The sequence below is a fragment of the Arthrobacter sp. genome, from assembly GCF_031179985.1.
Taxonomy (GTDB): Bacteria; Actinomycetota; Actinomycetes; order Actinomycetales; family Micrococcaceae; genus Arthrobacter.
The window spans coordinates 1-11,260 of the sequence record NZ_JAPSHJ010000072.1 but is presented as its reverse complement, the minus strand read 5'-3'; the positions used below and the strand labels follow the sequence as shown (position 1 = coordinate 11,260).

General features: G+C 61.2%; 14 protein-coding genes. 10 read left to right on the top strand and 4 right to left on the bottom strand.

The annotated features are described in order from the left end of the window. The 3 genes from RIN13_RS19150 to RIN13_RS19140 all read left to right on the top strand — a co-directional run. On the top strand, nt 1–113 hold a 113-nt coding region (locus RIN13_RS19150), incomplete at its 5' end, for a hypothetical protein (RefSeq protein WP_309108904.1). Nucleotides 114–246: 133 nt separating this feature from the next. Then, a complete protein-coding gene (locus RIN13_RS19145) occupies nt 247–528 on the top strand; it encodes an ArsR family transcriptional regulator (RefSeq protein ID WP_309108902.1) in 282 nt (93 codons plus the stop codon). Nucleotides 529–764: 236 nt separating this feature from the next. Further along, entirely contained in the window at nt 765–977 is a 213-nt protein-coding gene (locus RIN13_RS19140; protein WP_309108901.1) for a hypothetical protein, read from the top strand. Nucleotides 978–1,054: 77 nt separating this feature from the next. Here the strand turns inward: RIN13_RS19140 and RIN13_RS19135 are convergent, their stop codons facing one another. Beyond that, a complete protein-coding gene (locus RIN13_RS19135; RefSeq protein ID WP_309108903.1) occupies nt 1,055–1,255 on the bottom strand; it encodes an ANTAR domain-containing protein in 201 nt (66 codons plus the stop codon). 166 nt (nt 1,256–1,421) lie between these two features. Here RIN13_RS19135 and RIN13_RS19130 point away from each other — a divergent pair, with 166 nt between their 5' ends. From RIN13_RS19130 to RIN13_RS19115, 4 genes are all read left to right on the top strand, one after another. Further along, entirely contained in the window at nt 1,422–2,762 is a 1,341-nt protein-coding gene (locus RIN13_RS19130) for a cytochrome P450 (protein WP_309108900.1), read from the top strand. A 110-nt stretch (nt 2,763–2,872) separates the two neighbouring features. Then, nucleotides 2,873–3,304 (top strand): hypothetical protein, encoded by a 432-nt coding sequence (locus RIN13_RS19125; protein ID WP_309108899.1) that lies wholly within the window; start codon nt 2,873–2,875, stop codon nt 3,302–3,304. Between the two features lie 95 nt (nt 3,305–3,399). Beyond that, nucleotides 3,400–4,074, top strand: a complete 675-nt coding sequence (locus RIN13_RS19120; RefSeq protein ID WP_309108898.1) for a DUF6766 family protein — start codon at nt 3,400–3,402, stop codon at nt 4,072–4,074. A gap of 141 nt (nt 4,075–4,215) precedes the next feature. Further along, complete coding sequence (locus RIN13_RS19115) at nt 4,216–4,962, top strand: GAF and ANTAR domain-containing protein (protein WP_309108897.1); 747 nt, start codon at nt 4,216–4,218, stop codon at nt 4,960–4,962. Nucleotides 4,963–5,048: 86 nt separating this feature from the next. Here the strand turns inward: RIN13_RS19115 and RIN13_RS19110 are convergent, their stop codons facing one another. Next, nucleotides 5,049–6,092, bottom strand: a complete 1,044-nt coding sequence (locus tag RIN13_RS19110) for an NAD(P)-dependent alcohol dehydrogenase (RefSeq protein ID WP_309108896.1) — start codon at nt 6,090–6,092, stop codon at nt 5,049–5,051. A gap of 137 nt (nt 6,093–6,229) precedes the next feature. Here RIN13_RS19110 and RIN13_RS19105 point away from each other — a divergent pair, with 137 nt between their 5' ends. Next, nucleotides 6,230–7,129 (top strand): helix-turn-helix transcriptional regulator, encoded by a 900-nt coding sequence (locus RIN13_RS19105; protein ID WP_309108895.1) that lies wholly within the window; start codon nt 6,230–6,232, stop codon nt 7,127–7,129. A gap of 122 nt (nt 7,130–7,251) precedes the next feature. Then, on the top strand, nt 7,252–7,644 hold the full coding sequence (locus tag RIN13_RS19100; RefSeq protein WP_309108894.1) for a YciI family protein: 393 nt from the start codon (nt 7,252–7,254) through the stop codon (nt 7,642–7,644). 97 nt (nt 7,645–7,741) lie between these two features. Here RIN13_RS19100 and RIN13_RS19095 read toward each other — a convergent pair whose 3' ends face one another. Then, on the bottom strand, nt 7,742–8,863 hold the full coding sequence (locus tag RIN13_RS19095) for a phenylacetaldoxime dehydratase family protein (protein ID WP_309108893.1): 1,122 nt from the start codon (nt 8,861–8,863) through the stop codon (nt 7,742–7,744). Next, complete coding sequence (locus RIN13_RS19090; protein ID WP_309108892.1) at nt 8,864–9,922, bottom strand: carbon-nitrogen hydrolase family protein; 1,059 nt, start codon at nt 9,920–9,922, stop codon at nt 8,864–8,866. Between the two features lie 186 nt (nt 9,923–10,108). Between RIN13_RS19090 and RIN13_RS19085 the strand changes: the two genes are divergently transcribed. Further along, entirely contained in the window at nt 10,109–11,044 is a 936-nt protein-coding gene (locus RIN13_RS19085) for a helix-turn-helix domain-containing protein (RefSeq protein WP_309108891.1), read from the top strand. The last annotated feature ends 216 nt before the right edge of the window (nt 11,045–11,260 follow it).

Genomic DNA, 11,260 nt, shown 5'->3' with positions numbered 1-11,260 from the left:
CCCTCGCCACGGGCAAGGGTGTCGCGGAGCTGGTCCTTGAACACGGGCTGCTCACTGAAGCGCAGCTCGAAGAACTGCTCAGCCCGCAGCGCCTGGCAAACCTCAGCAAGTAGTCCCCAACCGCCCCACCCCACCCCTGCCCGTCTTCGGGGGCAGGGGTTACACGGACGCGCCCTGTTCCGTCCGAAGACAGAAAGCGGCCCTCAACGACGAGGACCGTTCCAGCACCTATGAAAGGCCATGGAAATGACTGTTGATGTTCAACTTCGCCGCCCGATTGTCGCTTCACACGAAAGCCGGACAAAAACTGAACGAAGCAGGCCAATCAAATCGCAGATCATCGACTACCTGGAAGCGCATGGCGCCAGCAAGGTATCCGATATCAGCAACGCGATTTCCTGCTCGCGCGACTGCGTCAGATACCACCTTGCAGCACTCGAGACAGCTTCGATTGTGCGCTCTGATATCTCCCCGGAAACGAGGGGCCGGTTCACACCGTTCTACGCGCTCGCCCCTCAGCGGGGCTAGCTGAACGGTCCAGGTCGGGCGTCCGGGAGACCCGGCAGGCTCCGCCACACTGGAGCCTTCGATCGTGGAATGGCTCACATTCGGGACGAATAATTTGCAACTGCCGCTGGCCACCGTGAACCATAAATGAGGGATCCGTTCCCGAAACACCCAAACCAGCATTCCTCACCGACGAGGATGCGGCCTCTGCAATGACGACTTGGGGCCGTCAGCTGTATGAATGGAAGTACTGAATAATGACGTTCGATACCACCGACTCCGTAACGCTAAAGATCTGGGACCGGTCAGCCATTGACCACACTCTCGAATCGGTCGTAAAAGACCTTTCACCGCGCGCTACCGCTGCAAAATGCGGCATCGCCGTGACCCGCAGCGGACCAAACACTTTCACCGTGAGCCTGAGCGGTAAGGTTCCGCACGGCGCCATCTTCGAGGGAATCACCCGCTAGAAACAGACGCACGCGGACGACGACGGGACCTCCCGCCGTCGTCCGCTTTCGTTTAAGTGCCCGGCACTTGCCGCTCGTCAGGGCTCGAAGTGCGTTGTCCCGGCGTTTCCTGCGACCCCTAATACAACTTCCCTGGCGATGTCGTGCAGTTTTTCCTTCCGGTTGCTTGACACCCTCTGCAGGATCTCGAAAGCCTCCTCTGCCTTGCAGGGGTTTTGGCCCATAATGATGCCGCGGGCCAGGTCGATGGCTGTCCTGGAGTCCATGGCTGAACTCAGGTCCTCCGCCTGGAGCTCGCAATCTATGGGACCTTCACCAATGAGTGGTGGAAGTCCGTAACTGGTTGCGCACCATGGCTATGCTGAAGTCAGCACCCGTACTGGGCAGCCAGCCGGGGGCAGAAGCAGATAACCCCGGCATCGGCGAGGACGGCAGGTACGGAAAATGAGAACTGACAATGGACTTCCCCGGGCTACGGTCCTTGAAACAGTGGCTTTCCTGGCTGAGGTATTTGTGCCGACTGTAGCCAAGGGGCCCATCATCCGCCGCCCCCGAGCGGTGGCCATGGCCGAACGCCTGCAGCTCGATTCCCGCGCCGTTCGCAGGATGCAGAAACTCGACGACAAGCACCGTGCCGGGCCGCTGCTCCTGCGCCTGCCTATCAGGAACCAGGCCGTGGTGCTGCGGCCCACCGACCTGCGGTACGTATTGAACAATTCGCCGGAGCCCTTCTCTCCTGCCAGCAGTGAAAAACGGGCAGCCCTCGCCCACTTCGAACCACGCAATGTGCTTATATCCAGAGGAAGGGAGCGAACCGCGAGACGGGCTCTCCAGGAACAGGCCCTGGACTCCCACAGCCACGTCCACCGGCTTGCTGACTCCTTACTGCCCATCGTCAGGCAGGAAGCGGATCAACTCCTCGCCAGTGTTGGGGAAAGGGGTGAACTGAACTGGGATGTTTTCATCGAATCCTGGCACAGGATGGTCCGCCGCATAATCTTTGGAGATGGGGCCCGCGATGACCACGAGCTCACGAATATGCTTGCCGGCCTTCGCAAAGATGCGAACTGGGCATTCCTGAAGCCAAAGCGCAGGAAAGTCCGGGACCAATTCCTGAGCAGGGTTCAGCAAAGGCTGCAAACCGCAGAGCCAGGCAGCCTCGCCTACATTATGAGGGGTATGGAGGCGCATTCCGAGGCTGCGCCCGCGGACCAGATTCCGCAGTGGCTGTTTGCCTTCGAACCAGCCGGGATGGCTACGTTCAGAGCCCTCGCGCTGCTGGTAACTCACGGTGAGAAGTCCGCCCGTGTCCAGCAGGAGATCCAGGATGATACTTCAGGCAGGCAGCACCTGCCCTACCTTCGCGCGTGCGTCCTTGAGTCATTGCGGCTATGGCCCACCACCCCCATGATCCTGCGGCAGACCACCCGGGAGGTCGTGTGGGACGACGGAACGATGCCTCAGGACTGCGGCGTCCTGATCTTCGCGCCGTATTTCCACCGGGATGACCGCCACCTCCCCCAGGCCCACTCGTTTCTTCCCGAGGTTTGGCTCACCAGAAATCCCGATGATGCAGACTGGCCCTTAGTTCCCTTCAGCGACGGGCCGGTCTATTGCCCGGGAAGGCAACTGGTCCTCATGCTCACCAGCGCGATGCTCTCCTACCTGATCGAAAAGAGGCAGTTCAGCCTGGCATCGTCCCAGCACCTGTCCCCCAGGGACCCCCTGCCCGGTACTCTGAACCACTTTTCCCTCCGTTTTACCGCCAAACCAGCAGGCCTCTGACCACTGCCGACGGCGGCGATTGGCTTTGTCGTGAGGAAAACCTCTTTTTTTGGGTACTTCTCCTTTAGGAACAGTTACGGCCACTATCAGGAGCACTTTCAGGAGGATGTGTGAGCGAGACGCTACCGGCGCCCAGGTCAAGGAGAGCACCCCGAATCAAGGGGACGATTGGCGGAGTCCTTGTTCTGACCTTGCTGTCGCTCCTGGGTTGCGCACCCGAGGGAAAGGGGGCTGCTGCCGCGGCCCAGAAATTCCACAAGGAAGTGAGCTCAGGAAACACATCGGAAGCGTGCTCGATGCTGGGGCAGGAGGCCCTGGAGAAGGCGGGCGGGGAAACCGAGTGTGAGGAGCAACTGGAGTCAGTGGAACTGGCCGGTTCTGGGCAGCCGCTCCGGACTGAGGTCTTCGGGCGTGAGGCCATGGTCGAGTTCGAGGATGACGTTGTCTTCCTGGTTGCCTCTGGGTCAGGATGGAAAATTTCGGGTGCCGGCTGCACGCCCCAAGGAGAATCGCCGTACAAGTGTGAAGTAGGAGGTAAATAGGAATGCGTTGGAGCTTTGCGCTTTACCTGATCCTGATACTGGGCGGGCTGGCTTACCTGGCCGCCGTCGGACTTGCGCACGGATAGGGGAAGAACGTGAAAACAGCTATCAGAAACAACGGGTTGAGCCTCTTCTTCGGGCTGATCTTCCTGTTGGCCCTGCTGGGACAAGGTCTTTCCGGTCATGCCCTGTTCAACGAGGAACAGATCACCCACGGGCTCGAAGAGATCAGCCTCGCCCAATACCTGACCTCATCGAGCTTTGCGGTGGATGTCTCGGAGAACTGGCAGTCCGAATATCTGCAGTTCCTGCTGTACATCATGGCCACCATCTGGCTGGTCCAAAAAGGCTCGCCCGAATCAAAAGAACTGGACCAGACCGGCCCTGAATCGGATAAGGACCAGCTCATTGGCGAGCACAGCAACGAAAAGTCACCAGCCTGGGCCCGGATCAATGGCTGGCGCCATGTACTCTTCGCGAACTCACTTGGCCTTACCATGGGCCTGATTTTCGTCCTGTCCTGGCTGGTCCAGTCCTTGACCGGGAACAGCGCCTACAACGAAGAACAGCTGGCCAACTTCCAGGAACCCCTTACCTGGAGCGAATACGTTGCCTCTCCGGAATTCTGGAACAGAACCCTGCAAAACTGGCAGTCTGAATTCCTTGCCGTCGGATCCATGGTGGTGCTGTCGATCTATCTACGCCAACGGGGCTCACCCGAATCCAAACCTGTCGGAGCCGCCCACGACGACACCGCCTCAACCGGCTGAGAAGGGACGGCATACCGGAAGGAACGAATCTTGGCGGTGTACGCTGGAGTCACGTTCGGCAGTGAGCGGCCCTCTTTCCAGCCGCCGTCCAAACCTCGGCTGGAATAGGTAAAAACCTACTCTGGAGATCGAGAACCGCCCATGGTTGCTGAACTTGGCCAGGATCCGCAAAACGCGGTCGCCTCCCACCTGCAGGACCTGGTCCTTGACGCTGCGGACGTTCACGACTTCCTTCAGGAACTCGTCACTTTCTCCGCCTCAATGCTCTCGGCGCGGGGAAAAGAAATTTTATGTGGTATCACGGTGGCCCGCCGCAAGAAACCTGTGACCGTTGTCAGCAACGATCCAAAGGCTCTGGCGATGGACGAGCTGCAGTACGGCTTTGGCGACGGCCCCTGCCTCTCAACGTTGCGGACCATGACCACGATGCACGTTCCCGATGTGCTGGAGGAACACCGCTGGCCTGAATACATCTCGGCTGTTTCCGGGCACGGTATTGGCTCCATCCTTGGGCTTCCGCTGCCCCTTGAAAGAGGAGCCACTGCGGCATTGAACCTCTATTCGCCCCTGCAGCACGGGTTCACAGGCGAAGACATTGCGGGAGCCGAAGCCTTCGCCGAGCAGACAGCAAAGACCCTGCGGCTACAGCTCCGGCTCGCCCAGATGAATGATGCGAAGAACGACATGGCCGAGGCAATGAAATCAAGGACAACGATCGACATGGCCGTAGGGGCCATCATGGCGCAGAACCGCTGCAGCCAGGATGCCGCCCTGAAGATCCTGTTGAGGACATCCAACTCCCGCAACGTCAAACTCCGGGATGTCGCAGCCAGTGTTATCGCCTCTATCACCGACAACACGCACGTGATAACCCACTTCGACGAATGACAGCTCCCGCCTCAGTCGCTTTCCCTCATCAATGGATCTCTTCAGGGCCCAGGTCTATGGGCACAGGGATTTCCTGTGCCCGGTTCCTAGCTCAGGGTCGCTGTGTCGATAACGAAGCGGTACCGGACATCTGAAGCCAGGACGCGCTCGTAGGCGTCATTGATTTTGCTTGCCGGGATGACTTCGACCTCTGAGCCGAGTCCGTGCTCCGCGCAGAAGTTGAGCATTTCCTGGGTTTCAGAGATGCCGCCGATCATGGATCCGGCGAAGGACCGGCGTCCCCTGATCAGTGAAAAGGCATTTACGGGCAGCGGTTCGGCCGGGGCGCCCACGTTCACCAGGGCGCCGTCGAGGGTCAGTAACTGCAGGTAGGCGCTGATGTCGATCGAGGCGCTGACGGTGTTGATGATCAGGTCGAAAGTGCCGGCCAGATCCTTGAAGGTGTTTTCATCGCTGGTGGCGAAGTACTGGTCGGCACCCAGGCGGAGGCCGTCTTCCTGCTTTTTCATGGACTGGGAGAGCACGGAGACCTCGGCCCCCATGGCGTGAGCGAGTTTGACGGCCATGTGTCCGAGTCCGCCGAGGCCGACGACGGCCACCTTCTTGCCGGGACCGGCGCCCCAGTGACGCAGCGGCGAGTAGGTGGTGATGCCCGCGCACAGCAAAGGAGCCGCGACGTCGAGCTCCAGGCCCTCGGGAATGGTGACGACGAAGTCTTCGGTCACCACGACGTGGCTGGAGTAGCCGCCCTGCGTGACGGTGCCATCACGGTCAACGGCGCCATAGGTGCCGATCATCCCGTTGAGGCAGTACTGCTCCTCGCCCTTTACGCAGTTAACGCAATCCCGGCAGGAGTTGACCATGCAGCCGACTCCGACGCGGTCGCCAACGGCGTGCTTGGTGACTTCGGCACCCACTTGGGTGACGACTCCGGCGATCTCGTGGCCGGGGACCAGCGGGTACTGCTGCGGTCCCCAGTCGCCGCGGACTGTGTGGATGTCGGAATGGCAGATGCCCGCGAACTTGATCTCGATCAGCACGTCGTGAGGACCGACGTCCCGGCGTTCGATGGTGGCAGGGACCAGGTCTCCGGTGGCAGACGGTGCTGCGTAGGCGATAGCGGTAGGCATAGTGCTCCTTCTAGAACGGCGTGCTTGATTTCTTCATCAATCTCACCCCGATACGGACGGACGAAGAAGGGCGCGTTTATAGGGGGTACAGACTCTCCCCCCTATAAGGGACTTGAACCGGGGCTATCGTTGGATTCATGGACAACCTAACGGACAACCGCGCCGATATCCGGGACTTCCTGGCAAGCCGGCGGGCGAAGCTCCAGCCGGAGCAGGTAGGCCTGCCAGCCGGCAACAGGCGGCGCGTGCCCGGACTGCGCCGTGAAGAGGTAGCGGGTCTCGCCGGAGTGAGCCCCGAATGGTATTCACGGCTGGAGAAGGGCAACATCAGCGGCGTGTCTGACGACGTTCTCCTGTCCGTCTCCCGGGCACTGCAGCTAAGCGATGAGGAGTGCCAATACCTTTTTGAGCTGGCGCGGGCCGCGCGGCCCATGCGCCGCGCCCCCTCCCGCCGCAAGGAGGTTGGAGTGGCGGCTCCTGTCCAGTGGCTGCTCGACTCCATCACCATGTCGGCCGCGTTCCTCCTGAACGGCTGCCTCGATGTGGTGGCCAGCAACTCATTGGCCCGCGCACTTCACGCCCCGATGTTCGCCAGCGACACCACCAGCGAGCACGGCAATGCGAACTTCGCGCGCTTCCACTTCCTGGAAGCAGCTTCGCGGGAGTTCTATGTTGACTGGGAGGCCGGCGCGGCAGCCACAGCCGCACTGTTACGGGCTGAAGCGGGACGAGCCCCCAACGATCGCGGTCTGCGAGCCCTCGTGGGCGAATTGTCCACGCTCAGCCCGGAGTTCCGTACGCTGTGGGCCTCCCACGACATCCGGTTCCGCCATGAGGGAATCAAGCGGCTGCGACACCCCGTGGTGGGCGACCTGGAGCTGACTTACCAGCCCCTGACCCTGCCAATCTTCCCGCAGGCTGTGCACCGTCTGAGCGTCTACACCGCCGAGCCGGGAACAACCCACGAAGAGCGAATCAAACTCCTTGCGAGCTGGGCGGCCTCAGGAGTGGCGGAAGCAGCAGAGTCCAGCAGCTAGCTGCTCTCGTCACAAAGTAGGCTCGCGGCAGAAAGTAGGCTCAGGAATGTCGATCTCACCGCCGCGGCCTCGACCTCCATGTGTCAGGGCCATACGGCCACGTCGCAGAAAGGGTCAGACTCATGAAGTTTGTCATTCTCATCCACTCCAACCCCCAGCCGTGGGGACATCCCACCGGTGACTATGTCGCCGAAAACCTGGCTCTGCCGAAGGAACAGCGCGAGCAGATGAACAACGACTTCGACGCGCTGCTTGCGGAGATGGAGGCCAAGGGGGAACTGATTGGCGGCGAGGCGCTGGCCGACCCGGCGACGTCGAGACTGTACCGATGGCAGTCGGGCAAGGCAATCGCTACCGACGGGCCGTACGCGGAGTCCAAGGAGCAGTTCGCCGGGTTCTTTATGATCGACGTCGCCACCCGCGAGCGGGCCGAGGAGCTCGCCTCCCGCTTCTCCGGCCCAGGGGAGACCATCGAGCTGCGTCCGGCGATGTGGCCTGGGGGCGACGATCGTTGAGGTCTCAATGATGTAGTCACCGCGGTGACGCGGACGACGACGGCGGGAGGTCCCGCCGTCGTCCATCTCGCCTGTGCGGTCTGCCTGCCTGTCCAGGTCACGCCGTATTGACTGCTACCGTCCTGCCGGCGCCGAGCATGCCTGTTGTGGAGTGGCAATTGTTGTATTCGTAGTACTGCTGGTCGCGGGAGACCACCGCCACTTCATGGCTGAGGCGGAGTTTGGCACCAGCATTTGCCTGGAGGAATTTCATGGCCGCCCTGAAGATGGCCACGTGGGTAGGGTGCGACTCCGCCCACCTCTCCATGTCCGCCAGGCTGTGCCAGAAGCTCAATCCGAAGCTCTGCTCGAGGAGTTTACCGTCGCCGTCGCTGCTGGTCATGTACCTGTTCGCAAAGCAGCCGATCGAAGCGCCGTCGGACATCAGGAAGTCCATTCCTGCTTTCAGTTGCGGCTCCACGTCGCCGAAATAGGAAGCCCGCTCCGCCGGCTCGCAGAGGCTCCAGTCTTGGCCTGAGCGGATGATCGCCAGGTTGTCGTGGGGTTCGACCCGGACGATTTTGGGGTTCCCAGAGGTCTTTGGGTTCCCGGGAACGGAGCTCTCTACGACGAACGGTGTGCCGCTTGGATCGAGGGCCTCAGTCTGCGATATCGGGAGCCTGTCACGCATGCTTCCCCAGTACCCGTGTTCCTGGATTTCCCCGCTGTACCCTCCGGTGGCCACCCGGGCGGCCCCTTCCGGGAACGTGTTGGAAGAGTACAGGGTCTCAAACCCGCTGGCTTCCGGAGTGACGGCTTCGATCCAGCGGCCATGGTGCTCCATCTCCAACCCGACGCCTATCAGTTCATCGCGGTGCTTACCGAACCAACGCCCATAGGTATTGACGTCGTCCCAGTAGGCGATGATGACTTTGTTGTCGAAACCTCGTTCGTCTGTGTGAACGGCGTACTCACGGGATACCGGCCCATCTTCCTGCCCGCACAGCTCCCACATTCCCGCGGAAGCTTCCTTTGCCTCCGTAGACAGCGGCTGCTGGCTTTGGACGCCGAAGAAGGCACAGACAAGACTGCTGACCCCTTCCGCGAACCGCACCGAGTAGGACGGGTACGGCGGTGTGTACTCATCGCCCACTCCTTTGCCCCGTGTCCTCTCGACGGTGAGGTGTAACGGGATCGAAGACTCCCTAACCGGTTCCTCCGCATCCCTGTCGAGGGGCATTTAGAGTTCCGCCATTGCGGGCAGGGCCGGCTCCACGACGTCGCGGGGCTCTGAAACGGGCGTGGTCTCTTGCCTGGTGTCCGGTTGCGCGGACTCCGTCTGAGGAGCCGTGTCGACGACGGCACGTCGAGGTGACCTGTTGAGAACCAGTTGCGTGACATCGGGACGTGAGTAGTGGCCGGCGGGATCGGCAACAGCCTTTGCGACTGATATCAGGCCTAGATCGATCTCACCAAAGACAAGACCTTCCTCGCCTGTTGGGAGGGACTCGTGGAGCTGCTGGCCATCCGGGCCGAAGATGCGGGCGTACCCGCCACCGGTCTTGAGGAGCGCCTTCTGCAGGTCCGTGGTGCACATTTCGTCCACCATCTCCTGGGACACGGTGGCGCACGGAGCAACGACGAAACACTGGCCTTCCACAGCGTAGATCCGCGAGGCCGATGTGTTGACCTCAGGGCCGAGGGCGTACGCCCCACCTTCATAGAGGGAAAAGCTCGGCCAGGCGGCAACGTGGACCTGCTCGTTCTGGGCGTACAGGGAGTACTTGGATAGCGGCTGCAGGTGCTCCCAGCAGCAGAGTCCGCCGAGGCGCCCCAGCCTTGTGTCCCAGACGCCAAGGTCGCCGCCGTCGCCTTCCCCGAAAATGGTGCGTTCGACGTGGGTCGGCTTGAGCTTGCGTCGCTGCGAGATCGTCTCCCCGTCACTGTCAATGAACCACTGGGCGATGTACAGGCTACCGCCGCTTCTTTCGCTAAGGCCCATGCTGACCATGATGTTGTTTTCCTTGGCCGCCTTCGAGATCCGCTCGGCTTGAGGGGTGCCGTACTCAAGGGAATTATCGAAATAGCGCTGGGTGAACTGCGGCAGCCACATAGCAGGGGCGTCGAGCCAGGCGTACCACGGGTAGCCCGGGAGCCAGGTTTCGGGGAAGGCGATCAGCTCCGCGCCGTTCCTTGCGGCCTCCGCTATCAGGGCGATGGATTTGTCGATGGTCTTGTCCAGATCCAGGAATACAGGTGCTGCCTGGACGGCTGCTGCTTTGAACTGGGGGTGATTCATGGCCTACTCCTATCGTGCGTGATGGGGATCACAAATGTGGATGTGTGCTCCACACTAGGGCCGTGCTTCCCCGGAGTCTTGATCAGAAATCGCAGGACGATTGACTGTGAGTGTCACCTTTCGAGTGCTGGCGTTTCCTTGGAATGACGCCCTCCGGTTGGCGTAACTGCGCCGGTATCATTAGGCATGGCCAAGGTTGTTAGCACAGCGGGAGTGTCTGCCCGGAATCGTGTTTCGTTTTGGACTGAAACCGTTTCTGATACTTTCGTCGACCTCGAATGCAGGTCCAGCGGCGGCCACGAATCAATCGACGGCGAACTGGCCGTCCAGTCTCTGGCGTCGCTGGATTTAGCCCGGGTGCGTGCCTCGGCTCAATCTGTTCACCGCACACCGGCGGGGATCGCGGCTTCCTCGGACAACTATTATTTGGTGGGCGTCCAGACCAAGGGCTCATGCCTGGTAACCCAGGGCGGTCGTTCGGCCGCCATCGAGAACGGTGCGTTTGCGCTCTACGACACCACCAGGCCGTATTCGCTCCAGCTGACCGACAACTTCGAGCAACTCGTGATCCGGCTTCCGAGAACCGCCCTGGAACGGCACCTGCCAGAAGCCGAGAGACTCACAGCCCTCGGAGTCAATCCCGATCCGGGTGCTGCCCGGCTGCTCGTGAGTACGGTGAAGTTCCTGGCGAGCGAAATAGATGTGTTGGCCCCAGAAGTTGCCTTGTCCGTGTCTCAGGGCGTGGAGCATCTGATTGTCGCCGGCTTGGGTGGCCTTGCCGGAACTATCCCGGACGCCGACCGGTTCTCCCGACGCAAGCTGGTGCAAAACCATATCCTGGAGAACCTGCGCTACGAGTCGTTGAGCATCAAGTCCATCGCAGATCAGCTCCACTTATCTCCGAGCAGCATCCACCGTGCCTTCGCGGCGGACGGCGAGACGGTGATGGGCTGGGTGTGGCAGCAACGCCTGGACCGGATACGCGAGGCCTTGCTGAGCGGAAAACATGAAGGCACGTTGACGGACCTCTCCCTTGCCTGGGGATTCTCAGACTCAGCCCATTTCAGCCGGGCATTCCGCCAACGGTACGGCCACGCGCCCTCGGAGCTGCTGCGGCGATGACCGCGATGTTGGTGAGGTGAGATCGGCGCTGGTGAGGACGGCGGTGGTGAGCACGGCGGTTCTCCGTCCATTACCTACCGCCGCTGCCCGCCGTCGTCGGCTCCCGCCGTCGCCCTTTCCGAACGGTAGAAGAGGCGCGTTGGACTGGGCGGGCGTAGACTTATGGTCCGTCGAGCAAACGGCGCAAAATCCTATACCGTGCCACTCAAGGTACCT

What these genes read in the sequence shown, in the direction of transcription:
- RIN13_RS19145 (WP_309108902.1), top strand. Translation starts at nt 247, where the DNA reads ATGACTGTTGATGTTCAACTTCGCCGCCCGATTGTCGCTTCACACGAA.
- RIN13_RS19140 (WP_309108901.1), top strand. Translation starts at nt 765, where the DNA reads ATGACGTTCGATACCACCGACTCCGTAACGCTAAAGATCTGGGACCGG.
- RIN13_RS19130 (WP_309108900.1), top strand. Translation starts at nt 1,422, where the DNA reads ATGAGAACTGACAATGGACTTCCCCGGGCTACGGTCCTTGAAACAGTG.
- RIN13_RS19115 (WP_309108897.1), top strand. Translation starts at nt 4,216, where the DNA reads ATGGTTGCTGAACTTGGCCAGGATCCGCAAAACGCGGTCGCCTCCCAC.
- RIN13_RS19110 (WP_309108896.1), bottom strand. Translation starts at nt 6,092, where the DNA reads ATGCCTACCGCTATCGCCTACGCAGCACCGTCTGCCACCGGAGACCTG.
- RIN13_RS19105 (WP_309108895.1), top strand. Translation starts at nt 6,230, where the DNA reads ATGGACAACCTAACGGACAACCGCGCCGATATCCGGGACTTCCTGGCA.
- RIN13_RS19100 (WP_309108894.1), top strand. Translation starts at nt 7,252, where the DNA reads ATGAAGTTTGTCATTCTCATCCACTCCAACCCCCAGCCGTGGGGACAT.
- RIN13_RS19095 (WP_309108893.1), bottom strand. Translation starts at nt 8,863, where the DNA reads ATGCCCCTCGACAGGGATGCGGAGGAACCGGTTAGGGAGTCTTCGATC.
- RIN13_RS19090 (WP_309108892.1), bottom strand. Translation starts at nt 9,922, where the DNA reads ATGAATCACCCCCAGTTCAAAGCAGCAGCCGTCCAGGCAGCACCTGTA.
- RIN13_RS19085 (WP_309108891.1), top strand. Translation starts at nt 10,109, where the DNA reads ATGGCCAAGGTTGTTAGCACAGCGGGAGTGTCTGCCCGGAATCGTGTT.